This is a genomic window from Marinibaculum pumilum, from assembly GCF_042646425.1.
Taxonomy (GTDB): Bacteria; Pseudomonadota; Alphaproteobacteria; order Ferrovibrionales; family Ferrovibrionaceae; genus Marinibaculum; species Marinibaculum pumilum.
Window position 1 is genome coordinate 44,798 of sequence record NZ_JBHRTR010000029.1, and the last position, 24,089, is coordinate 68,886.

Here is a 24,089-nt window from a genome sequence, read left to right on the forward strand (position 1 = left end):
GCCGAAAGGCGGGGGAGGAGAACGCGATGCAGGGACTGATGATGGACGTGCCGCTGCTGGTCTCGGCCATGATCGACCATGCCGCGGAATGCCATGGCGAGCGCGAGGTGGTGAGCCGCGAACTGGACGGCTCGATCCAGCGCTACACCTATCGCGATGCGCAGCGGCGGACGAAGCAGCTGGCGCAGGCGCTGACGAAGCTGGGCCTCGGCGAAGGCGAGCGGCTGGGCGCGCTGTGCTGGAACACCCGCGCCTGCTTCGAGATGTTCTACGGCGCGCCGGGCATGGGTGCCGTCCTGCACACCATCAACCCGCGGCTGTTCCCGGAGCAGCTGGTCTACATCATCAACCATGCCGAGGATGCCTGGCTGGCCTTCGACGCGGCGACGGCCGAGCTGGTGCGCAGCCTGGCCCCGCAGCTGACCACAGTGCGCGGCTACATCTTCCTCGGCGCACCGGAGGAGCTTCCGGACGGGCTCGACCTGCCGCGCCTGGAATTCTACGAGGCGCTGCTGGCCGCCGAGGACGGCGTCTATGACTGGCCGGAGTTCGAGGAGAGCCGCGCCTCCACGATCTGCTACACCTCCGGCACCACCGGCGACCCGAAAGGCGTCGTCTACAGCCATCGCTCCGCCACCCTGACGGCGATGATGCAGATGATCGGCGACACCATCTCCGGCTATCGCAACGGCGTGCCGGAAGTGGTGATGCCGATGGCGCCACTGTTCCACGGCAATGGCTGGCAGACCCCCTATTCCGCGCCGATGATGGGCTTCAAGCTGGTCCTGCCCGGCCGCGACTACGAGCCGGAGAAGCTGTACGAGCTGATGGAGGGCGAGGCCGTCACCCTCTGCTACGGCGTGCCGACGATCTGGATGATCCTGCTGAACCACATGCGCGCCACCGGCAAGCGGTTCAGCCATCTGCGCGCCACGGTGATGAGCGGCTCGAAGCCGCCGCGGGCCCTGCAGCGGGCCCTGCTGACCGAGTACGGGGTGGAGCCGATGCAGGGCTGGGGCATGACCGAGGCCCTGTCCTCCACCAAGTTCTCCCTGCCCCACTCCAGCGGCCCGCGCGGCAGCGCCGACCTGAGCGACGAGGAGAAGCTGGACCTCTACCAGTATGGCGGCCGCCGCGCCTTCGGCAGCCGCTTCCGCATCATCGACGACGCGGGCAAGGACCTGCCGGCCGACGGCACGGCGCGCGGCCATCTGCTGGTGCGCGGCCCGACAGTGGCCGGCGGCTATCTGAAGCGGGAGAACGGGCTGGACGGCGCCACCGGGGTGGTCGACGGCTGGCTGCATACCGGCGATGTCGCGGTCCTGCATCCGAACGGCAATGTGGAGCTGGCGGACCGGTCGAAGGACGTCATCAAGTCCGGCGGCGAGTGGATCAGCTCGGTGGAGCTGGAAAATGCCGCCATGGGCCATCCGGAAATCGCCGAGGCGGCGGTGATCGCGGTGGAGCATCCGAAATGGCAGGAGCGGCCGCTGCTGATCGTGACCCGGATGCCCGGCAGCACGATCGGCGCGGAGGCGGTGCTCGACTATCTGCGCGAGAAGGTTGCCACCTGGTGGCTGCCGGACGCGGTGGAATTCGTCGACACCCTGCCCCATACCGGCACGGGCAAGATCTGGAAGCTGAAGCTGCGGGACCAGTTCGCGGACTACCGCCTGCCCGGAACCGAGTGAGCGACCGGACCGAGATCAGATCGAGGCTGAGGAAACAACCGTGAGCGAGAAAATCATCCGGGTCGGCGGCGCCAGCGGCTATTGGGGCGAAAGCGCCATGGCCACGCCGCAATTTCTGCAGGCCGGCGGCCTGGACTATATCGTCTACGACTATCTGGCCGAGATCACGATGTCGATCATGGCCCGCGCCCGGGCGAAGGACCCGGAGGCCGGCTATGCCCGCGACTTCGTCTCCGTCGTGCTGAAGCAGAACCTGGCCGAGATCGCCCGCCAGGGCGTGAAGCTGATCTCCAATGCCGGCGGGGTGAATCCGCGCGCCTGTGGCGCGGCGGCGCGCGCCCTGATCGAACAGGCCGGGCTGGACCTGAAGGTCGCCGTGGTGCTGGGCGACGACCTGATGGGCCAGAAGGACGCGCTGCAGGCGAAGGAGATGTTCTCCGGCGCCGACTTCCCCGACCCGGCGCGGCTGGCCAGCATCAACGCCTATCTCGGCGCCTTCCCGATCGCCGCCGCCCTGGCGGAGGGTGCCGACATCGTGATCACCGGCCGCTGCGTGGACAGCGCTGTCACCCTGGGCGCCTGCATCCATGAATTCGGCTGGGCGCCGGAGGACTGGGACCGGCTGGCCGGCGGCACCCTGGCCGGCCACCTGCTGGAATGCGGCCCGCAGGCGACCGGCGGCAACTTCACCGACTGGGAGAAGGTGGTGAAGAGCATCGACCGGATCGGCTATCCGATCGGCGAGATCCGCGCCGACGGCAGCTTCGACGTGGTGAAGCCGGACGGCACCGGCGGCCTGGTCAATGTCGGCACGGTGTCGGAGCAGATGCTCTACGAGATCGGCGACCCGCAGGCCTATATCGTGCCGGACGTGGTCTGCGACTTCTCCGAGGTGCGGATCGACCAGGCCGGCCCCGACCGGGTCCGCGTCTCCGGTGCCCGCGGCTATCCCGCCCCCGACAGCTACAAGGTCAGCGCCACCTACATGGACGGCTGGCGCGGCGGCAGCTACTTCACCTTCTACGGCGTGGATGCCGACCGGAAGGCGAAGGGCTTCGCCGACGGCGCGCTGCGCCGGGCGGAGGCCGCGCTGCGCGCCTCCAACCTGGGCGCGTTCAGCGAGACCGATGTCGAGGTGCTGGGCGCGGAGAGCCAGTTCGGCAGCGGCCGGCGGATCGAGGCCCCGCGCGAGGTGGTGCTGAAGCTCGCCGCCAAGCATCCCGACCAGGCCGGCATCGGCATCCTGCTGCGGGAAGCCACCGGCATCGGCCTGGCCAGCCCGCCCGGCCTGTCCGGCTTCTCCGGCGGCGGCCGGTCGAAGCCCTCCCCCGTCGTGCGCCTGTTCTCCTTCCTGCAGCCCAAGGCGGAGGTTCCTGTCACCATCGAGCTTGACGGCCGCGACATCCCCTTCGCAGCCACGAAGACCGCCGCCTTCGACCCGGCCGCGATCGTGCGGCCGGAACCGCCGGCCGCGCCGGCGGCAGATGCCGACATGGTCGAGGTGCCGCTGATCGCGCTGGCCTGGGGCCGCAGCGGCGACAAGGGCGACAAGGCCAATGTCGGCATCATCGCCCGCAAGGCGGAGTACCTGCCCTATATCTGGGCGGCCCTGACCGAAGACAGGATCGCGGACTGCTTCGGCCATTTCCTGAAAGGACGGGCGGAGCGCTTCCTGATGCCCGGACCGCATGCGATGAACATCCTGATGCACGAGGTGCTGGGCGGTGGCGGCGTCGCCAGCCTGCGCAACGATGCGCAGGGGAAGGGCTATGCCCAGGTGTTGCTGGCGCAGGCCATCGCGGTGCCGCGCGAAATGGCGCGGGCCGCGCAGGCGGAGGCCGCCTGATGACCGCCTTCGCCTCCCGTCTCGCCACCGCCAGCGACAGCTATGCCGCAAATCGCCAGGACATGCTCGCCCTGATCGACGAGGTGCAGCGCCTGAAGGCCCGCGCCGAAGCCCTGTCGGAAAAGCGGCGGCCGCGCTTCGAGGAACGCGGCCAGCTGACCCCGCGGGAGCGGCTTCTGCGCCTGCTGGACCCCGGCATGCCGTTCCTGGAGCTCTACGGCCTGGCGGATTTCTGCGTCGACACCGACGACCGCGAGAAGTCGATCCCCGGCGCCAGCGCGCTGGCCGGCATCGGCTTCGTCAGCGGCCTGCGCTGCCTGGTCTATGTCGACGACAGCGGGATCAATGCCGGCGCCTCCACCAAGATGTCGGGGGACAAGCTGCGCTGCTGCCTGGACGTGGCGATCCGGCACAAGCTGCCCTTCGTCCACCTGGTGGAAAGTGCCGGCGCCAACCTGATGCAGTACGAGGTGGCGCAATGGGCGGTCGGCGGCGGCATCTTCTACCGCCTGGCCCGCCTCAGCGCGCTGGGCATCCCCACGGTCGCGGTGCTGCACGGCCCGGCGACCGCCGGCGGCGCCTACATGCCGGGCATGAGCGACTATGTCGTCAGCGTGCGGGGCCGCGGCCGGGCGTCGCTGGGCGGCGCGGCACTGGTGCGGGCGGCCACCGGCGAGGTCTCCGACGAGGAGGAACTGGCCGGCACCGACATGCACGCCACCACCTCCGGCCTGGTGGAATTCTCCGCCGAGGACGATGCGGAGGCCTTGCTGATCGCCCGCCGGCTGCTGGCCGGGCTGGACTGGAACAAGGGCTGCGCGCCGCCGCAGCGCCGGCCGTTTACCGAGCCGCTCTACGACCCGGACGAAATCGCCGGGCTGGTGCCGATCGACTATCGCCGCCCCTACGACGTACGGGAGCTGTCGGCGCGCTTCCTGGACGGCTCCGCCTTCGAGGATTTCAAGCCGCGCTACGGCGTCTCGACCATCTGCCTGCAGGGGTCGATCTACGGCCATGCCTGCGGCATCGTCGGCAATAACGGCCCGATCGACCCGGCCGGCGCCACCAAGGCGGCGCAGTTCTTCCAGCTCTGCGACCAGGCGGAACTGCCGATCATCTTCCTCAGCAACACCACCGGCTACATGGTCGGCCGCGCCTACGAGCAGGCCGGCATGATCAAGCACGGCTCGAAGATGATCCAGGCGGTGTCGAACGTCCGGGTGCCGAAGATCACCCTCTATATCGGCGCCAGCTTCGGCGCCGGGAACTATGGCATGGCGGGGTACGGCTACGACCCCGACTTCCTGTTCACCTGGCCGAACGCGCTGACCGGCGTTATGGGCGGCGAGCAGGCGGCGCTGACCATGGACCAGGTCGCCCGCGGCGGTGCCGCGCGGCGCGGCCAGCCGGTCGACGAGGCGGCGCTGGCCAAGCAGAAGGAGCGGCTGATCCGCCATTTCGACAGCCAGTCGGACGCCTTCTACACGTCCGGCCGGATGCTGGACCAGGGGATCATCGACCCGCGCGACACGCGCCGGGTGCTGGGCTTCGCGCTGGAGACCTGCCGGGAGGGGCGCAGCCGGCGCCTGCATCCCAACGCCTTCGGCGTGGCACGAATGTAAGGGGGCGGAGAGCATGACCGAACTGCCGAAGACCGAGACATTGCTGCTGGCGCGCGACGGCGCCTGGCTGACGATCTGGTTCAACCGGCCGGAGGCGCGCAACGCCCTGTCGCAGGAACTGACGGGCGAGCTGGTTGCCGTACTGCAGGCGGTGCGCGGCGACCGCTCCATCCGCGGCATCACCCTGCGCGGCAAGGGCGGCACCTTCTGCGCCGGCGGCGATTTGAAGGGCTTCAAGTCCAACTACCAGGGCGGCGAACAGGGCGTGGCGGAGGTCGCGGCCTCCAGCCGCGCCGGCGGCGAGATGTTCGACCTGATCAACGAGATGCCGCAGGTCGTGGTGATCCTGGTCGAGGGCGCGGCGATGGCCGGCGGGCTGGGCATGGTCTGCACCGCCGACGTGGTGGCGGTGACCGCCGACGCGAAGTTCGCCCTGACGGAGACCACCCTGGGCATCCCCCCGGCGCAGATCGCGCCTTTCGTCGCACAGCGGCTGGGCCTGCGGACCGCGCGGCGGCTGATGCTGACCGCATCGCGCTTCGACGGCGCGGAGGCCGGCCGCCTGGGCCTGGCCGATCATGTGGTCGACGATGCCGCCGGCCTGGAGGCGGTGGAGGCCGAGGTGCGGAAACAGGTGATGCGTTGCGCGCCCGGCGCCAATGCCGTCACCAAGGAGATCCTGCTGGCGACCCGCCACCTGGACCGGCCGGCGATGCTGGACTTCGCCGCCGACGGCTTCGCCCGCTGCATGCTGGGCGAGGAAGGGCGGGAAGGCATCGCCTCCTTCCTGGAAAAGCGCAAGCCGGCCTGGACCGGCGGCGCATCCTGAAGGACCGCGGCAGCATGACAGCTTTCGACAGCATCCTCGTCGCCAATCGCGGCGAGATCGCGTCCCGCGTGATCCGAACCGCCCGCGCCCTGGGCTATCGCACGATCGCCGTCCATTCCGAGGCCGATGCCGGCGCGCCGCATGTGGCGCTGGCCGACCATGCGGTCTGCATCGGCCCGCCGCCCGCGCCGCAATCCTATCTGGCGATCGACCGGATCGTGGCCGCGGCACGGGAAACCGGCGCCGGCGCGGTGCATCCGGGCTATGGCTTCCTGGCGGAAAATGCGGCCTTCGCCCGCGCCTGCGCCGAGGCGGGCCTGGTCTTCATCGGCCCCGGGGCCGATGCCATCGAGCTGATGGGCAACAAGGCGGCTGCCAAGCGCCGGATGATCGAGGCCGGCGTGCCCTGCGTGCCGGGCTACCAGGGCGCAGCCCAGGACGATGCGACCCTGGCCGCGGAGGCGGAACGGATCGGCTTCCCGCTGATGGTGAAGGCGGCGGCCGGCGGCGGCGGCCGCGGCATGCGCCTGGTCGAGGATGCGGGCGGCCTGGCCAATGCCCTGCGCAGCGCCCGGTCGGAGGCGCAGAACGCCTTCGGTTCCGGCGAGCTGATCCTGGAAAAGGCCATCCTGCGCCCCCGCCATGTCGAGCTGCAGGTCTTTGCCGACGCCCATGGCACGGTGCTGCACCTGGGCGAACGCGACTGCTCCGTCCAGCGCCGCCACCAGAAGGTGGTCGAGGAAGCCCCCTGCCCCGTCATGACCCCGGAGCTGCGGAATGCGATGGGCGCGGCGGCGGTGGAGGCCGCGCGCAGCATCGACTATCGCGGCGCCGGCACGGTGGAATTCCTGCTGGGCGAGGATGGCGCATTCTACTTCCTGGAGATGAACACCCGCCTGCAGGTCGAGCATCCGGTGACCGAGATGGTGACCGGCCTGGACCTGGTGGCCCTGCAGATCCGGGTCGCCGCCGGCGAACCGCTGGGCCTGACCCAGGAGCAGGTCGCCCTGCGCGGCCATGCCATCGAGGTCCGCCTCTATGCGGAGGATCCGGCGCAGGACTTCCTGCCCGCCACCGGCCGGGTGGCGTTCTGGCAGGCCGCCGAAGGCGACGGGCTGCGCACCGATGCCGGCATCGAGACCGGCACCGACATCCCGCCCTACTACGACCCGATGCTGGCGAAGCTGATCGCCTGGGGCCCCGACCGGGAGACGGCACGACGGCGCCTGCTGCGGTCGCTGAAGGACACAATCCTGTTCGGCGCCACCAGCAACCGGGCCTTCCTGATCCGCATCCTGGAGCAGGGATCCTTCGCCCGCGGCGAGGCGACGACCGCCTTCATCGCGGAGACCTTCGGCGACGAAGGCTACCGGGAGGCGCCGCCGACCCTGCGCGAGGCGGCTATTGCCGCCGTCCTGCAGTTCCGGGCCGAACGCGACGCGGCCCTGGCGCGCAGCCTGGCGGTCACACCGGCGCTGCTGGACTGGGCGAGCGGCGGCAGCCTGTCCACCCGCTATGTCTACGAGACCGAGGGGGCGGCAGAGGTCGACCCCATCGACCTGCTGGTGCGGCCGCTGGGCCGCGACGGCTATGCCATCCGCCAGGACGGAGGGGCGGACGCCGAGCTGCGCATCGACGTGGCGGCGACGGACGGGCACCGGGCGCGGCTGTCCGTGGACGGCGACCGGCAGGACGTCAACGTCCACCACCCCGGCCCCGGCCGGGTGGAGCTGTCGCTGGAGGGACGTTCCTTCCGCTTCCGCAACCGCCTGGCGTTCGCCGCAGCCGCCGCGGATGCCGCCGGCGGCGGACGGGTGACGGCACCGATGCATGGCGCGCTGATCGAGGTGCTGGTGAAGCCCGGCGACCAGGTCTCGGCCGGCACAAGGCTGGCGGTGCTGGAGGCGATGAAGATGCAGCACGAGATCCTGGCCCAGATCGACGGCACCGTGCAGGAGGTGCTGGCCGCGGCAGGCGCGCAGGTCGCCGCCGACGAACTGCTGATAGAGATCGAGGCGGCCTGAGCCCGCCACAGGAGGAGGAACGCGACATGGACAGCCGGATCTGCGACATGCTGGGGATCGACTTCCCGCTGCTCGCCTTCAGCCATTGCCGCGACGTGGTCGCCGAGGTCAGCAAGGCGGGCGGCTTCGGCGTGCTGGGCGCCGCCGGCCTGTCCACCGAACAGCTGGAGACGGAGCTGTCCTGGATCGACGATCATGTCGGCGGCAAGCCCTACGGCCTGGACCTGATCGTGCCCAACAAGTTCGCCGGCAAGGGCGAAGAGCTGTCGGAGGACGCCGTGCTGGCCGCCCTGCCGCAGGAGCACAAGGACTTCGTGGCCGGCCTGCTGCAATCGCGGGACGTCGATCTGGTGGGCGTGGACGACGCCACCCGGCGGGAGATGCTGGGCTTCAACCGCAACATCACCCCGGAAGGCACCAAGGCGATGCTGGACGTCGCCTTCTCCCACCCGATCAGGCTGATCGCCAACGCGCTGGGCATCCCGCCGCAGCCGATGATCGAGATGGGCAAGGCCAAGGGGGTCGCGGTCGCCGCCCTGGTCGGCGCGAAATCGCATGCCCTGCGCCAGATGCAGGCCGGGGTCGACATCCTGATCGCGGCCGGCGGCGAGGCCGGCGGCCATTGCGGCAGCGTTTCCACCATGGTGCTGGTGCCGGAGATCTGCGAGGCGGTGGCGGCGCAGAACGGCCCGCCGGTGCTGGCCGCCGGCGGCATCGTCACCGGCCGGCAGATGGCCGCCTGCATGGCGATGGGCGCCGCCGGTGCCTGGACCGGCTCGGTCTGGCTGACCACGGCGGAGGCGGAGACCAACCCGGTGGTGAAGCAGAAGATGCTGGCGGCCGGCTCCTCCGACACCGTTCGCGCCCGCAGCCGCACCGGCAAGCCGTCGCGCCAGCTGCGCACCCCCTGGACCGATGCCTGGGAGGCGGAAGGCGCGCCCGAGCCGCTGGCGATGCCGCTGCAATCGCTGATCTCCGAGCCGGCACTGAAGCGGATCGACAAGCTGTCCGAAGGCGGCCACAAGGGGGCGCAGGAACTGGCCACCTACTGGGTCGGCCAGGGGGTCGGGCTGATGAACGAGAGCCTGACCGCCCGCCAGGTGGTACAGGCGTTCCGGGAGGATTTCGTCACCGCCTACGAAAGGCTGGCCAAGGCAGTGGGGGCATAGGGGGCGCCCGCCACCGGCGTCATCCTCGGGCTTGACCCGAGGATCCATTCCGGCGCCTTTGACGTGCCGCGCCGCTGGCGGAATGGGCTCCCGGGTCAAGCCCGGGAGCGACAATCCTGCCAGCACCAGGGATAAGAACGACAAGAACGAAGGGAGCGGGAGATGCTGGAACAGGCCGCGGATTTCAAGGAAGAGAGCGACGCGCTGCATGCCCTGCTGGCGCCGCTGGACGACGCCGCTTTCGAACGCACCACCCAGTTCAAGGGCTGGACGATCAACGACGTCCTGCAGCACCTGCACTACTTCAACTATGCCGCCGACCTGTCGCTGAACGACGAGGCCGGGATCGTGAAGCTGCTGTCGGCCTTCCAGGCCGCCACCAAGGCCGGCGAGACGATGCGCTCCTACACCGACAAGCAGCTGGGCGGGGTGAAGGGCCGGGCATTGCTGGCGCTCTGGCACGACTATTACACGGCCATGGTGCCGAACTTCCATGCCGCCGACCCGAAGAAGCGCCTGAAATGGGCCGGGCCGGACATGAGCGTGCGCTCCAGCATCACCGCCCGCCTGATGGAGACCTGGGCGCATGGCCAGGAGGTCTTCGACCTGCTGGGTGTGGAGCGGGCCGAGGGCGACCGGATCCGCAACGTCGTGGTGATCGGCAACAACACCTTCGGCTGGACCTTCGCCAATCGCGGCGAGCCGGTGCCGGAGGACAGGCCGTTCCTGAAGCTGACCGCCCCGTCCGGCGCGGTCTGGGAATTCAACGACCCCTCCGACGACAACCGGATCGAGGGCGAGGCGGTGGCGTTCTGCCGGGTCGTCACCCAGACCCGGAACATCGCCGACACGGGCCTGTCGGTGACCGGCCAAACGGCCAGCCGCTGGATGGCTGTGGCACAGTGCTTCGCCGGCCCGCCGCAGGATCCGCCTGCCCCCGGGACACGTTTCACCGCCAGCGCCTGCCCCCCGCCTGGCGATCCTGACCGGAAACCCTGACCGGCGTAACCTCATCGCGGGCGGCGGTGCACCGTCGTATCCTCACCCGTCTGTCCCGGATCGGACGGGCAGAAGTCGACTGTCCGGTGTCGGATGTGGAGCCGCTGACATGCGGCTGCCACCGACACCCCGTGCGACAGCTATCCGGACAACAGGGAGGACGAGGGTATGGACTTTAAAGACAGGGTGGCGGTCGTCACCGGCGGGGCGAGCGGCATCGGCGCCGCGAGCGCCCGCTGCTTCGCGGCGCGCGGCGCGAAGGTGGCGGTCGCGGACCTGAACGGCGATGCCGCGGGCGAGGTGGCGGCCGGCTTCGGCGGCCTGGCGGTGGCCTGCGATGTCGGCAGCCGGGAGCAGATCGACGATCTGGTCGCACGGGTGGAACGCGAGCTCGGCCCGATCGGGATCTTCTTCCACAATGCCGGGATCGCAAGCGGCAGCGACCCGCTGGCGACGGACCTGGATGTCTGGCAGCGGCAGTGGGACGTCAACCTGATGGCGCATCTGCACGCCACCCGGGCGGTGCTGCCCGGCATGCTGGAGCGCGGCGAGGGCTATCTGATCCACACCGCATCGATGGCCGGGATCCTGACCAGCCACGGCAACCTGCCCTATGCCGTCACCAAGCATGCGGTGGTAGGCTTCGCCGAATGGATGTCCGTCACCTATCATGAGCGCGGCATCCGCACCTCCCTCCTGGCGCCGCTGGGGGTCCGCACCCCGATGCTCGGGGATACCGGCTCGTCCTTTGCCCGCAATGCGGCCGGCCCGATCCGCGAACCCGAGGAGGTCGCGGAGATGGTCGCCGAGGCGGTGGAGGCGGAGCGCTTCCTGATCCTGACCGACGAGATCGCGCAGACATGGATGAGCTACAAGACCAGCGACCTGGAACGATGGCTGAAGGGTATGCGGCGACTGCAGGCGAAGATCGAGGCGGAGGGCGCCTGACCGGCGACCGCGGGCAGGCCTGACCCGACATGCAGGACCGCGTCGGGCCCGCCCATTGGGAAGCGATCGAGCTGCTGCCGCATCCCGCGGCGGCGATCGCGCCGGACGGCGCCATTGCCGCCGCGAATGCCAGCTTCATGCAGCTGCTGTCCCGCGGTGCGGAGGCCCGGCCGGCGGGCATCGGCTATCCGGACTGCCTGACTGACCTGCTGCAGGCTGCCGACCCGCCCGCCGGCGACCGTCAGGCGTTCCTTGTGGCGCGCAGCGCGGCGCTGCGGGACGGCCAGGCCGACGCCTTCGCGATCGAGCGGACCGGCGAATGGGCCTATCGATTCCGGACGGTGCCGCGGCCGGAGGCCGGCTGCCTGGTCTTCGTCGAGGATCTCAGCGAGTTCGAACGGCGTGACGCGATGCTGGCGGAAGCCGAGCTGCTGTCGCGCTCCGGTGCCTGGGAACTCGACCGCGAAAGCGGCCAGATCCTGTTCTCGAAAGGGGCCTGGGCGCTGTTCGGTCCCGGTGCGCAGGAGAAGATCGGCACCCTGGACCGCTGGATCACCAATATCCATCCCGACGATGTCGGGGGCATGCTGGCGGAGGTCGAGAAGTCCCGCCGCACCAATGAGCCGTTCGAATATGCCTACCGGATTTACCGGACGGACGGACAGCTGATCGAGATCAACATCAAGGGACGGCCGGTCTGGGACGGCGCCGACCCGCCACGGCGGGTGCGCGGCACCTTCCAGGACATCACCCAGGTCCGCGAGGCCCAGCGGGCGCTGGAGCGCAGCGAGCAGAAGTTCCGCGCGATCGTCGAGAACAATCCCGGGATCATCGCGATCCTGGGGATCGACGGCCGGCTGAAGTTCGTCAGCCCCGCGGGCGAGGAACTGCTGGCCCATACCGGGCCGGAGGTGATCGACCATGCCTGGACCGAGTTCGTGCATCCGGACGATATCGGCACCGCGATGGCCGCGCTGCAGCGCCTTCTCGGCCGGTCGGAAGAGGCCAAGGAGCGCACCGAGCTGCGGGTGCGGCACCGGGACGGCCACTGGCTGACGATGGAGATGGTCGGCAGCAACTTCCTGAACACCGACGGGGTGGAGGGAATCGTCCTCTCCGCGCACGACGTGACCGATCGCAAGGAGACCGAAGACCGACTGCGGCAGGCCCAGAAGATGGAGGCGGTGGGGCAGCTGACCGGCGGCATCGCGCACGACTTCAACAACCTTCTGGCGGTGATATCCGGCAATCTGGAGCTGATTGCGGAAGGTCTGGACGCGATCAGCGGGCCCGCCACCGCGTCCCTGCAGCGCAAGTGCGAGACCGCCCTGCGTGCCACCGACCGGGGTGCCACCCTGACCCGCAGCCTGCTGGCCTTTGCCAGGAAGCAGACCCTGCGGCCGTCGATCGTCGACCTGAACGAGCTGGTGGAGGAGATGTCGGAACTGGTCCGCCGCACCACACCCGGCAATGTCGAGCTGCGGATCCGGCCGCATGACGGCCTGTGGCTCTGTGTCGTGGACAGCGGCCTGATGCAGAACGCGCTGCTGAACCTGGTCCTGAACGCGCGGGACGCGATGCCGGATGGCGGCGTGCTGACGATCGCCACCGACAATACGGTGCTGGATGCCGCCCAGGCGGCCCAGGCCGAGGTGCCGGCCGGGGAATATGTCCTGCTGACGGTGACCGACACCGGCATCGGTATGGCACCGGAGACGGTCAGCCGCGCCTTCGATCCGTTCTTCACCACCAAGGGTGTCGGCCAGGGCACCGGCCTGGGGCTCAGCATGGTCTACGGCTTCGCGAAACAGTCCGACGGCTATTCGCGGATCGCCAGCACCCTGGGCAAGGGCACCACGGTGCGGATCTACCTGCCCCGCAGCACGAACACCGCGGCGGCGGCACCCGCCGGTCCCCCGGCCGCCCTGCCGCAGGGCCGGGAACATATCCTGGTGGTGGAAGACGATGCCGATGTGCGCGACCTCACCCAGTCGGCCCTGCAGTCCCTGGGCTATCGGGCTGAAGCGGTGTCCAGCGCGGCGCAGGCCCTGGCCCACCTGCAGAGCCATCCGCAGGTCGACATGCTGCTGACCGACATCATCCTGCCGGAAGGGATGGACGGCGTGATGCTGGCGGACCGGGCGGCGGAGCTCCGGCCGGGCCTGCCGGTCGCCTTCATGACCGGGCATGGCGACAATGCCTTCCTGCGCAACGGCAGCCGCCACGAACATGCACCGTTGCTGCGCAAGCCCTTCCGGCGCGCCGAGCTGGCGGAAGCGGTCCGCGCGCTCCTTGACGGGCCGGTGCGGTCATGAGCCGGCCGGACATGGTGATCGTCGACGACGAGCCGGACTTCGCCGCCTTCGTCGCCACCGTCGCCGAAGGCATGGGGTTCGCCGTGCGGCTGGCGGAGTCCGGGATGGCGCTGCGGCGGCTCTACGGGGAACGCCGGCCCGACCTGGTGATGCTGGATATCGTGATGCCGGACGAGGACGGCATCGAGGTGGCGCGCTGGCTGCACGAGGCCGCCTATGCCGGCGGCCTGATCCTGATCAGCGGGCACAATCCGCTGTACCTGAAGATGGCGGCGGTGCTGCGGGAACTGGCCGGCGAACGGCCCCCCGTCATCCTGCGCAAGCCGATCCGGCTGGCGGAACTGCGCGCGGCCATGCAGCCCTGGGCGGACACCTGAAGGCCCCGCCGGCACACGAGCGGCAAAGACACGGCAACCCGAACGATCAGCAGAAGTGGGGGAGACATGGATTTCGAGTTCAGCACCAGGGTGAAGGAGCTGCAGGCACGGGTGACAGCCTTCATGGAGGCGCATGTCTATCCGCTGGAACCCCATTACCACGAGCATGTCGAGGCGGCTGGCGGCTGGTCGACGCCGCCGGTGATGGACGAGCTGAAGGCGAAGGCGAAGGCGGAGGGGCTGTGGAACCTGTTCCTGCCGGAGGAGGATCTGGGCGCCGGCCTGAGCAACCTGGAATATGCCCCGCTGGCGGAGATCATGGGCCGGGTCGGCTGGGCCTCGGAAGTGTTCAACTGCTCCGCCCCCGATACCGGCAATATGGAGGTGCTGGCGCGTTACGGGTCGCCGGAGCAGAAGAAGCAGTGGCTGGAGCCCCTGCTCGCGGGCGAGATCCGCTCCTGCTTCTCGATGACGGAGCCGGCGGTCGCCTCCTCCGACGCCACCAATATCGAGTGCCGCATCACCCGCGACGGCGACAGCTATGTCATCAACGGCCGCAAGTGGTTTTCCTCCGGCTTCTCCAACGACCGCTGCCGGATCGCCATCGTGATGGGCAAGTCCGATCCCGACAATCCGGACCGCCACAAACAGCAGTCGATGATCCTGGTGCCGAAGGACACGCCCGGCGTCAGCCTGGTCCGCAACCTGAGCACCTTCGGCTATGACGGCGGGCCGGGCGGCCACCCGGAGGTGCTGTTCGACAATGTCCGCGTGCCGGCGGAGAACATGATCCTGGGCGAGGGCCGCGGCTTCGAGATCGCGCAGGGCCGCCTGGGGCCGGGGCGGATCCACCACTGCATGCGGTTCATCGGTGCCGCGCAGCGGGCGATCGAGCTGATGTGCCAGCGGGCGGAGGCGCGCTCCGCCTTCGGTCGCAAGCTGTCGGAGCACGGTTCCCTGCGGGAGGATATCGCGCGGTCGTTCTGCGAGGTGGAGCAGGCACGCCTCTTGACTCTGAAGGCCGCCGACAAGATGGACCGCGAGGGCAACAAGGAGGCCCGCGACCTGATCGCCGCCGCCAAGATCGTCGTGCCGAAGATGGCGACGGAGGTGATCGACCGCGCCATGCAGGTGCATGGCGGCAAGGGCTTCACCGAGGACACCTTCCTGCCCCATGCCTGGGTCACCGCCCGCTACATCCGGGTCGGCGACGGCCCCGACCAGGTGCATCTGTCGGCGCTGGGCCGGCAGTTGCTGAAACGCTACGCCGGGTAGCCGCCACCGGTACGGCACCGGTTCCACCGGCCCGGGCGGCGGCATTCTGCCGCCCGGGCCGGCAGCAGCGGGCGATCAGCCGATATACTTCACCCGTTCCGCCATGAACGGCATGTCGTAGAGCTGCTTGTAGCCCGAGGCACGTTTCACATAGCCGTAATAGCTGTCGACCAGCCGGCCGACGAAGGGGCTGGTGCCTGCTACCTCGGCGACCACCTCATGCGAGGCCTTGCGCAGCGCCGCCCAGACGTCCTCGGGCAGGGTGCCGATCGTCAGCCCCTCCACCTTCTGCAGGGCCTCCAGGCCGTCGATGTTCATGTTCAGGGCATCGGCGGAGGAGCGGTTGGCCTCCGCCTCCGTCGCCGCGACCACGATCGCCTTGAGGCCGTCGGACAGGGCGTTCCACGCCTCGAGATTGATGCCGAACTCGATGCCGCCATAGATGTCGCCGAACGACGGCGCATACATGTAGGGCATGATCTTCTGGAAGCCGAATGCCTGGTCGAAGGCCGGCCCGACCCATTCCGCCCCGTCCAGCGCACCCGACTGCAGTGCGGGAAAGATCTCCCCCGGCGGCAGGGAGACGGCGTTCATGCCGATCTTGTTCAGGACGGTGGCGCCGAAGCCGGTGACCCGGAAATTGAGCCCCTGCAGATCCTCCAGCGATGCGATCGGCTTCTTGAACCAGCCGAAGGTCTGCACGCCGGAGCCGCCGGCGATGAGGATCTGCAGGCCGCGCGGATGGGTGAACTCGTCGAGCAGCGCCTGACCGCCGCCGTAGTACATCCAGGCATGCATCTCGTCGAACAGCAGTCCGAACGGTCCGGAAAAGAAGAAGGCATGGGAGATGTCGCGACCCGCGAACCACGACCCGGACCCGTGATAGGCCTGCGCCGTGCCATTCTCAACCGCTTCCTGGGTCCCGAAGGGCGGCACCAGTTCGCCGCCGGCATAGACGGTTATCTTCAGTTCGCCGCCCGACATGCTGGTGATCCTGTCCGCCCAGCGCTGGGCCGAGACGCCCGGGCCGGGCAGGTTCTTCGGCAGCGAGGTCACGAGCTTCCAGTCATGTCCCGACTGCGCCCGGAGAACTGCCGGGGCCGCGAGTGCGGCCGGCGCGGCCACCGCCGCGCCAGCAAGGAACCTGCGTCTGTACATATTCGCTCTCCCTTTTCCCTGTCGTGCTGGCTTCATTGGAAGACGACACCCGGCAGCCAGTTGACGAGTGCCGGAAACGCCGCGACCAGGCCCAGTGCGATCAGTTGCAGCAGGATGAAGGGCAGGACCGAGGCGTAGATGTCCCCGGTCCGCAGGGCGGCGGGGGCGACGGAACGGAAGTAGAAGAGCGCATAGCCGAAGGGCGGTGTCAGGAAGCTCATCTGCAGGTTCATGCTGATCAGGATGGCGAACCAGATCGGGTCCACCCCGGCCGCCATCAGGGGCGGCGCCGCGACCGGCACGACGATGAAGATGATCTCGATATATTCGATGACGAAGCCGAGCAGGAAGATCACGACCATCACCGCGATCAGGGCGGCGGCCGTGCCGCCGGGCAGCCCGGTCAGCAGTCCGGCGACCATCTCGTCGCCGCCCAGGCCCCGGAACACCAGCGACAGCATCGTCGCACCCAGCACGATCAGGGTCAGCATCGCGACCATCGTGGCGGTGCTTCGCGCAACCTCGGCCAGTTCCCCGTCGCGCAGTTCCTGCCACAGCGCCAGGATCACCCCGGCCAGCAGGCCGACAAGCCCGACCAGCCCGATGGCCATCTGCCAGGGCCCGGCGCCGGCACCGCCCAGCGCCTTCACCAGGACCAGCAGGAACGCCGCGGGCAGGACTGCGAGAATGGCGTAGCGCCGCCATGCGGGCAGGTTCGCGCGCTCCAGTGCCACCATCACCAGGGCGCCGGCCGCGCCCAGCGCGGCGCTTTCCGTCGGGGTCGCGATGCCGCCGAGGATCGAGCCGAGCACCAGGAGGATCAGGGCCAGGGGCAGGACGAGGGATCCGAAGACCTCGCGCGCACTGGGCCGGCGGTGGCCGCCGGACGCGCCCTCCTGCCGGATCGGCGGGCATGCCTCCGGCCGCAGCCGCGACAGCACGAAGATGTACAGGAGGTAGAGGCCGACGAGCAGCAGTCCGGGCAGCAGGGCGGCGGCGAACAGGTCGCCGACGGACACGGGCTCCGGCGCGAAGTCGCCCACCGATCGCCGTCCCGTCTGATAGGCCGCCGAGATCTGGTCGGCCAGCAGGATCAACAGGATCGACGGGGGGATGATCTGGCCCAGCGAACCCGAGGCGCAGATCACGCCGGAGGCCAGTCGTGGCGCGTAGTTCGCGCTCAGCATGGCGGGAAGGGCGATCAGGCCCAGCATGAAGATGGTGGCGCCGATGACCCCGGTCGATGCCGCGAGCAACGCACCGACGATGATGACGGCATAGGCCAGACCGCCCCGATGTTCGCCGAACAGGGCACCCGCGGCGAACATCATCCGCCGCGCGATATCCGCCTTCTCCAGCAGGCTGCCCATCAGCACGAACAACGGCACGGCCACGAAGACGGGATTGGTCAGCAATCCGAAAGCGCGTGACGGGAAGGCATCGATGAAGGCGAGATCGAAGCTGCCGGTGGCGGCGCCGAGCAGAGCGACAAGGAAGGGGACGCCCAGCAGCACGAAGCTGACCGGAACGCCGCTGAGGATCGCGCCGAAGAGCATCAGCCCCATCAGGAGCAGAAGCAGTTCATGGCTCATCGTGCCGCTCCCGGATATAGGGCGCGCGGCGAACGGCCATCGCCAGGGCGGCAAGAGACAGTACCAGCAGGACGAGACTGAGCAGGGTCTTGAGCAGGAAATAGCCCGGCAGTCCGCCATAGGTGGGGGAGGATTCCAGCACCGCCCAGGCATTCGCGCTGAGCGTGGAGGAGATCCAGCCGGCATAGGCCAGCACCGGGCAGACCAGAAGCAGGAGCGCGGCACGGTCGATGCGGTCCCGCCGCCTCTGCGGCCAGCGGGTGTAGAACAGGTCCACCCGGACGCTGACGTCGCGGACCAGGACGTAGAGCGCGGGCAGCAGCGCACCGGCGTAGAAGCAGTAGACCAGCAGATCCAGCGCCCATGGCCAGCCCAGGGAGAAGGTGTAGCGAAGCGCGACGACGACGATCTGCGCCACCATCAGAAGCAGGACGACATAGCCGGCAGCCGAGCGGCCGAGCGACGCCAGGCGCAGGATCGGACCGATCATCCGGTGCTTCCTTCGGCCCCGGGCGGCCTCCCGGACCGCCCTGGCCGGCGGTGCAGCGAACCGGCCGTCGTGATGGGAATGGTGCCGCCGCCGGGCATGCCGCTAGTATCCCAGGGCCATGCCGTCCTTGCGGGGGTCGCTGGCCCCGGCAAGGAGGTTGGCGGCAAGATCGATGCGGATCGCCTGTGCCCCGCCCATGCCGACCGGCGCGCGCGTCACATCGTGCCCCATCTCCGCCAGCCTGGCGGCGACCCTGTCGGAGAAGCCGCGTTCCAGGACCAGCCGGCCGTCTGCGGGATCGAGGAAGCTGCGCGGCGCGTCGATGGCCTGCTGCAGGTCCATCCCGTAGTCGACGAGGTTGGACAGGAAGTGCGCATGGCCGGTGGCCTGGTAGGGTCCGCCCATCACGCCGAACGGCATCGCGTACTGTCCCGGCTGCTCCATGAAGCCGGGAATCAGGGTGTGGAGCGGGCGGCGACCGCCCTTCAGTTCGTTGACATGACCGGGGACGAGGGAGAAGCCTGCGCCGCGGTTCTGGAGGCTGATCCCGAAGCGCCGCGAGGCCAGTCCCGACCCGAAGGGCCAGAAGGTGGAATAGATCAGCGAGACCGCCAGCCGGTCTTCGTCGACCACGCAGATATAGACGGTATCGCGATGAACGGCCTCCACCGCCGCCGGGCCGCGGGAGCCGGCGCGCCGCGGGTCGATCTGCCCGGCCAGGCGGTCGGCCGTCTCCTCGCTCAGCATCTGCCGGGCATGGTCCGGGTCCGCGTCGGGGTCGCCGATGAACCTGTCGCGGGCGCCATAGGCAAGACGCGTCGCCTCCGCCTCGATATGCACCCGCTCGGCACCGTCGGGATCGAGCCGCGACAGGTCGAAGCGCCGCAGGATGTTCGCCAGAAGCAGCGCCGTGGCGCCCTGCCCGTTCGGCGGCAGCTCGACCAGGTCGTGTCCGCGGTAACCGAGCCGCAGCACGTCCGTGTCGCTGGCGGCGGTGGTCGCGAAATCCTCCGCCACGTGGCAGCCGCCGGCGGCGCGCAGGGTATCGACCATGTCCTGCATGATCTCGCCGCCGTAGAACGCGTCCCTGCCGTCGCGGGCGATCAGGCGCAGCGCCTCGGCCTGGGCGGGAGAGGCGAAGATGCTGCCTGCCGCATAGGGCGCGCCCGCCTGGAGATAATGCTCCCGGCCTGCGCCCTGCAGCCGCGGTGCGAACGCCGCCCAGTCGAGGGCGGAGCGGTGGCAGACCGGCACGCCGCGTTCGGCGTGGCGGATCGCCGGCTGCAGCACGGTGCCGAGATCGAGCCTGCCGTGCCGGCGGACCAGGCGGTCGAAGGCATCGATCGCCCCGGGCACCGTCACCGAATGGACGGAATCGACCGGGACCGCAGACATCCCCTGGTCGCGCAGCATCGCCGCATCGAGTGCGGCAGGCGCGCGCCCCGAGCCGTTCAGTCCCGCGATCGAACCCGTGGCCGGGTCGCGGATCATCGCGAAGACATCGCCGCCCAGGCCGCACATCATCGGCTCGCAGAAACCGAGCACCAGGGCGCCGCCCACCGCGGCGTCGACCGCATTGCCGCCCTGGCGCAGCAGGTCGAGCGCCGTCAGCGCGGCGAGCGGATGGGATGTCGCGCACATCGCGGCCGCCGCGAAGGCCGTTGAGCGCCCCGGACCGCCATAGTCGTGCATTCACGCCCCTCCCTGGCCGGAGGCGGCGGCAGACCGGGCTGCAGGCCGCGCGCGCCGCCGGTCGGCAGCGGTGCGGGCCGCCGCCGCGCGTGTCGGGGCCCGCGCCGGCGACACGTCGAGGGCGCTTGGCTCCGCCTCCAGGATCCCCTTCACGGTCAGAAAGCTCTGGCCGATATGCGCCACCATCAGCCGCTGTGCCGCTGCCGGATCCCGGTCCAGGACGGCCTCGACGATCCGCTCATGCTCGCGATGGGGAACTTCCAGCCGGGTGTCGAAGTCCGGCAGGGTGTAGGGTGCCGAGCTGTACAGCTCGACCCGGGTGCGCATCTCGTCGGCCACCGTCCGGAGCGCAGGATTGTGCGCGCCGACATGCAGCAGGGCATGGATCCGGGCATCCAGCTCGCGGCTGGCGACGCGATCGCCCTGCATGCTGGCCGACTGCGACTCTTCGACAAGCTGCCTCAGCGCCAGGCGCTCGGCCTCGGTCATGCGTTCGGCAGCCAGCCGGGCACAGACCGCCTCGATCTCGCCCATCGCCTCGAACGAGTTCTCGAGCTCCGACATGCTGAGGGTTCTGACCCGTGCCGACCGCCGCGGCCGCACCTCCACCAGGCCCGCAGCGCCGAGCTGCTGCAGCGCTTCGCGGACCGGCGTGCGCGAGACGCCGAAGCGGGCGGCGAGGCCCTGCTCGTCAAGCCGCTGCCCCGGCTTCAGGCGTCCGGAGAGAATCAGGTCGGCGATCTCGTTCTTCAGTCGGCTTCCCAGCATACGGCTTCCCTTCCACCGGCGAGCAGTCTCGCAGCGTCCTGTACGCAATACAATCATTTTGTATGCAGAATTTAATTATACAAACACTTTCAATAACTTAGTGTACCTATTTCTGACAGTTCGCGACGGGATCGGCGGTTGGCTGCGCGCGTTTCCGGTCAGGTCGCCAGACGGCTATCGGCCGCCGCCCGGAACGGCGATCCGCCGGCCACGGCCGTCATGGGCCTGTCCGGTGATCAGGCGGTAGAAGATGATCATCGTGTGCAGCGCATCGACCGCCAGCAGCAGGATGCCGAGCAGGAACCAGTCCGGCCCCTGGAAGCCCAGCACGAAGAAGCAGGCCATGGCCGCCAGGAACAGGCCCAGGTCGAACAGGCCGTGCAGATGGTTGCCCAGGTAGAAATGGTGGATGCCGACGATGCCGAAGATGCCGCACAACGCCACCGCCACGCCGTAGCTGCGGTCGCTCATGGGCTCGTCCGGCGATGTAGGCGTCGCACGGCCCGCTGCCAGGTTCGCTGCCCCGCAGGCCGGGCAGACGGCGGCATCGGCCGCCAGCTGCCCGCCGCATCTCGCGCAATAGGGCATGCTGTGCTCCCTGCCGCCGGAGGTCCGGCCGGCCGGCGTTCTCTCAGCGCTTCAGCGGCAGGCCTTCCTTGTCGCGGAAGGAGCCGACGATGATCATCACGAAGTCGATCAGGGTCCAGATGCCCAGACCCCCCAGGGTCAGGATCATCAGGATGCCGGTGATGATCTTGCCGACATAGAAGCGGTGGAAGCCGAAGGTGCCGAAGAAGAAGCAGAGCAGGGCCGCCGCCACCATCGACTTTTCCGACGTTCGTTCGCCGTTCGCCAGGTTCGGCGCGCCGCATTTCGGGCAGGTCTGGGCGACCTGGGCGATCTCCGCGCCGCAGCTCGTGCAATGGACCATGCCGGCCTTCGGCGGCTGCCCGCCGGATCCGGCTTCCACCGGGCCCATGCCGCCCGGTACGGCGCCGCCGCTCGTGCTGATATCGCTCATCCCCTTCCCCTTTTCCCCTTCATGGGCTGCCCCTGCCGGCCTGCCGGCCTAGATGCCCGCCACCAGGTCCGGCCAGAGCCGGGTGGCGCCGCGGCCGGCCGCCCGCGCGCCGATCGCGGTGGCCCAGCTGCGGGCATTGCCGAACTCGGTGCGCCAGGACCAGAGCCGGCGGGTCAGGTAGTGCAGGTGATGTTCGTAGGTGAAGCCGATCGCGCCATGCACCTGGTGGGAGATCGCCGCCCCCTTGCCGGCGGCCTCCGAGGCGCGCTGCTTCGCCACGGCGATGGCGAACCAGGGGTCGCGGCCTTCGTCCAGCGCGGCAAAGCCGGTCTGCGCCGCCACGGCCGCCGCCGCCGCCTCCCCCGCCAGCTCGGCCAGCTGGTGCTGGATCGCCTGGAACTTGCCGATCGGCCGGCCGAACTGCTTGCGCTCGCCGGCATAGCCCACGGTGATGTCCAGCACCCGGTCCATGGCGCCGGCGATCTGCGCCGCGCGCAGCAGCGCCGCCAGGTCGCGCAGCCGGTCGGCCGACCAATCCGCCGGCCAGGGGCAGGACGCCGCCGGCACCACTCCTTCGAAGCTCAGGTCGTCGCGCGGCTCGCGGGCGATGTTGCGGTCCAGCCGTCGCTCCACCCCGTCGGTCGGCAGCAGCACCAGCTGCGCGCCGTCGCGCCGGCCGGCACGGGCCACCACGAAGGGCACGGCAGCGCCCCAGGGCACCTTCGCCGCGGTGCCGCCGACCCGCCCCTTCTGGTCGAGGCTCAGGTCCGCCTGCGCGGCCAGGCCCAGCGGGCCATCCGGCAGGGTCAGGCCGCCGTCCAGCAGGACCCGCCCGGCGATCGCCGTCTCCCCCAGAGGCAGCGGCACCGCCCAGCGGCCGGCGGCGAACAACAGGGCGAACAGGTCGGACCAGTCCGCGCCGTCCTCCCCCGCCTCCTCGCCATCTCCGGCGCCGAAGGGCTGGTGCAGCCCGTGTTCGGCCATCACCTGCCAGAGCTCCGCCGGCCAGCCGCCATCCTCGGCGGCATGCAGGACCTGCGGCGTGACCCGATCGGCGAACAGCCGCTCGGCAGTGTCGCGCAGCAGTGATTGCAGTTCGCTCATGCTTCCCGCCCCCTCAGCGCAGGCCCAGGCCGCGGGCGATGATGCCGCGCAGGATCTCGCGGGTGCCGCCCCGCAGCGAGTAGGACGGCACCACCTGGGTCAGGTAGGCCAGCACCTGGACATAATCGCCGGCCGAATCGAGCATCGGCTCGATGTCGAAGACATCGGCCGCGATCTCCGGCACCGACTGCTCCAGGATCGCGCCCAGATCCTTGACCAGCGCCGCCTCTACCGCCGGATTCTCGCCCCGGTCCAGCATCGCCGCCACCGACAGCGACATCTGCCGCAGCACCGACAGATGGGCGACCAGCCGGCCGACCGCCGCCAGCGCGGCATCGTCGTGGCGGGTGCCGGCCATGCGCGCCATCTCGTTCACCAGCTGCATGCAGGACAGGAAGCGTTCCGGCCCGCTGCGCTCGTAGGCCAGTTCCTGGGTCACCTGCTGCCAGCCCTGGCCCTCGCCGCCGATCAGGGAATCGGCCGGCAGGCGGACATCGTCGAACAGCACCTCGTTGAAATGATGCTGGCCGGCCAGGTCGATGATCGGCCGCACGGTGATGCCGGGCACCGACATGTCGACCAGGAACTGCGACAGGCCGGCATGCCGGTCCTCGCCCTGGGCGGCGGTGCGGAACAGGGCGATCATGTACTCCGCCTCGTGCGCGCCGGAGGTCCAGACCTTCCGCCCCTCCAGCCGCCAGCCATTGCCGTCGCGCGCCGCCCGGCTGCGCACGGAGGCCAGGTCGGAGCCGGAATCGGGCTCCGACATGCCGATGCAGAACTGCACCTCGCCGCGGGCGATGCGCGGCACGATGCTGCGGCGCTGCTCATCGGTGCCGTAGCGCAGCAGCAGCGGGCCGCTCTGCCGGTCGGCGATCCAGTGGGCGCCGACGGGTGCGCCGGCGGCCAGCATCTCCTCCAGCACCACGTAGCGCTCCAGCGCGCTGCGCTCCGCGCCGCCATACTGCCTGGGCCAGGTCATGCCGATCCAGCCCTTCGCGCCGACCTTGCGGCTGAACGCCTTGGAATAGCCAGACCAGCTTTCCGCCCGCCGGCGGGCGGGGTAGTCGGCCAGTTCGTCGGCGAGGAAGGCGCGCACTTCCCCACGCAGCGCCTCGGCGCCATCGGGCAGGGTGCAGGGGGCGAAAACGAGATCGGACATGGGCCAT

At 69.8% G+C, this 24,089-nt stretch carries 20 protein-coding genes; 11 read left to right on the forward strand and 9 right to left on the reverse strand.

From position 1 onward, the window contains the following. The 11 genes from ACFOGJ_RS17110 to ACFOGJ_RS17160 all read left to right on the forward strand — a co-directional run. A partial coding sequence (locus ACFOGJ_RS17110) for a long-chain fatty acid--CoA ligase (protein WP_379902649.1) occupies positions 1 to 1,691 on the forward strand: 1,691 nt, incomplete at its 5' end. Between the two features lie 40 nt (positions 1,692 to 1,731). Further along, entirely contained in the window at positions 1,732 to 3,537 is a 1,806-nt protein-coding gene (locus ACFOGJ_RS17115) for an acyclic terpene utilization AtuA family protein (protein ID WP_379902652.1), read from the forward strand. Beyond that, positions 3,537 to 5,159, forward strand: coding sequence for an acyl-CoA carboxylase subunit beta (locus ACFOGJ_RS17120; RefSeq protein WP_379902655.1), 1,623 nt, complete (start codon positions 3,537 to 3,539; stop codon positions 5,157 to 5,159). The genes ACFOGJ_RS17115 and ACFOGJ_RS17120 overlap by 1 nt, the downstream gene beginning before the upstream one ends. Positions 5,160 to 5,172: 13 nt before the next feature. Further along, on the forward strand, positions 5,173 to 5,988 hold the full coding sequence (locus ACFOGJ_RS17125; RefSeq protein WP_379902657.1) for an enoyl-CoA hydratase/isomerase family protein: 816 nt from the start codon (positions 5,173 to 5,175) through the stop codon (positions 5,986 to 5,988). A gap of 14 nt (positions 5,989 to 6,002) precedes the next feature. Further along, positions 6,003 to 8,012 (forward strand): acetyl/propionyl/methylcrotonyl-CoA carboxylase subunit alpha, encoded by a 2,010-nt coding sequence (locus ACFOGJ_RS17130; RefSeq protein WP_379902660.1) that lies wholly within the window; start codon positions 6,003 to 6,005, stop codon positions 8,010 to 8,012. Positions 8,013 to 8,038: 26 nt separating this feature from the next. Then, positions 8,039 to 9,181 (forward strand): nitronate monooxygenase, encoded by a 1,143-nt coding sequence (locus tag ACFOGJ_RS17135; RefSeq protein ID WP_379902662.1) that lies wholly within the window; start codon positions 8,039 to 8,041, stop codon positions 9,179 to 9,181. A gap of 162 nt (positions 9,182 to 9,343) precedes the next feature. Further along, a complete protein-coding gene (locus ACFOGJ_RS17140) occupies positions 9,344 to 10,180 on the forward strand; it encodes a TIGR03084 family metal-binding protein (RefSeq protein WP_379902665.1) in 837 nt (278 codons plus the stop codon). A 168-nt stretch (positions 10,181 to 10,348) separates the two neighbouring features. Then, complete coding sequence (locus tag ACFOGJ_RS17145; RefSeq protein WP_379902667.1) at positions 10,349 to 11,128, forward strand: SDR family oxidoreductase; 780 nt, start codon at positions 10,349 to 10,351, stop codon at positions 11,126 to 11,128. A 29-nt stretch (positions 11,129 to 11,157) separates the two neighbouring features. Beyond that, positions 11,158 to 13,443 carry a hybrid sensor histidine kinase/response regulator gene (locus ACFOGJ_RS17150; RefSeq protein WP_379902670.1) on the forward strand — a complete coding sequence of 762 codons (2,286 nt, stop codon included), beginning with the start codon at positions 11,158 to 11,160 and terminating at the stop codon, positions 13,441 to 13,443. Then, positions 13,440 to 13,820, forward strand: coding sequence for a response regulator (locus ACFOGJ_RS17155; RefSeq protein ID WP_379902673.1), 381 nt, complete (start codon positions 13,440 to 13,442; stop codon positions 13,818 to 13,820). Before ACFOGJ_RS17150 ends, ACFOGJ_RS17155 begins: the two co-directional genes overlap by 4 nt. A 66-nt stretch (positions 13,821 to 13,886) precedes the next feature. Beyond that, positions 13,887 to 15,095 (forward strand): acyl-CoA dehydrogenase family protein, encoded by a 1,209-nt coding sequence (locus ACFOGJ_RS17160; RefSeq protein WP_379902676.1) that lies wholly within the window; start codon positions 13,887 to 13,889, stop codon positions 15,093 to 15,095. Between the two features lie 75 nt (positions 15,096 to 15,170). Here the strand turns inward: ACFOGJ_RS17160 and ACFOGJ_RS17165 are convergent, their stop codons facing one another. From ACFOGJ_RS17165 to ACFOGJ_RS17205, 9 genes are all read right to left on the reverse strand, one after another. Further along, entirely contained in the window at positions 15,171 to 16,253 is a 1,083-nt protein-coding gene (locus ACFOGJ_RS17165; RefSeq protein ID WP_379902679.1) for a TRAP transporter substrate-binding protein, read from the reverse strand. A gap of 32 nt (positions 16,254 to 16,285) precedes the next feature. Next, positions 16,286 to 17,845: a TRAP transporter large permease gene (locus tag ACFOGJ_RS17170; protein ID WP_379902681.1), complete on the reverse strand. Its 1,560-nt coding sequence runs from the start codon at positions 17,843 to 17,845 to the stop codon at positions 16,286 to 16,288. Further along, on the reverse strand, positions 17,835 to 18,335 hold the full coding sequence (locus ACFOGJ_RS17175; protein ID WP_379902683.1) for a TRAP transporter small permease subunit: 501 nt from the start codon (positions 18,333 to 18,335) through the stop codon (positions 17,835 to 17,837). The genes ACFOGJ_RS17170 and ACFOGJ_RS17175 overlap by 11 nt, the downstream gene beginning before the upstream one ends. 102 nt (positions 18,336 to 18,437) lie before the next feature. Beyond that, positions 18,438 to 20,027, reverse strand: coding sequence for a gamma-glutamyltransferase family protein (locus tag ACFOGJ_RS17180; protein WP_379902686.1), 1,590 nt, complete (start codon positions 20,025 to 20,027; stop codon positions 18,438 to 18,440). Further along, a complete protein-coding gene (locus ACFOGJ_RS17185; RefSeq protein WP_379902688.1) occupies positions 20,028 to 20,795 on the reverse strand; it encodes a GntR family transcriptional regulator in 768 nt (255 codons plus the stop codon). Positions 20,796 to 20,969: 174 nt separating this feature from the next. After that, the gene (locus ACFOGJ_RS17190) at positions 20,970 to 21,266 is read right to left on the reverse strand and encodes an NINE protein (RefSeq protein ID WP_379902691.1); all 297 of its coding nucleotides are present in this window, start codon (positions 21,264 to 21,266) and stop codon (positions 20,970 to 20,972) included. A gap of 160 nt (positions 21,267 to 21,426) precedes the next feature. Continuing rightward, positions 21,427 to 21,816 (reverse strand): zinc-ribbon domain and TM2 domain-containing protein, encoded by a 390-nt coding sequence (locus tag ACFOGJ_RS17195; protein ID WP_379902694.1) that lies wholly within the window; start codon positions 21,814 to 21,816, stop codon positions 21,427 to 21,429. Between the two features lie 48 nt (positions 21,817 to 21,864). Then, entirely contained in the window at positions 21,865 to 22,920 is a 1,056-nt protein-coding gene (locus tag ACFOGJ_RS17200) for an acyl-CoA dehydrogenase family protein (RefSeq protein ID WP_379902697.1), read from the reverse strand. Between the two features lie 13 nt (positions 22,921 to 22,933). Next, positions 22,934 to 24,082, reverse strand: coding sequence for an acyl-CoA dehydrogenase family protein (locus ACFOGJ_RS17205; RefSeq protein ID WP_379902699.1), 1,149 nt, complete (start codon positions 24,080 to 24,082; stop codon positions 22,934 to 22,936). Positions 24,083 to 24,089: the final 7 nt, after the last annotated feature.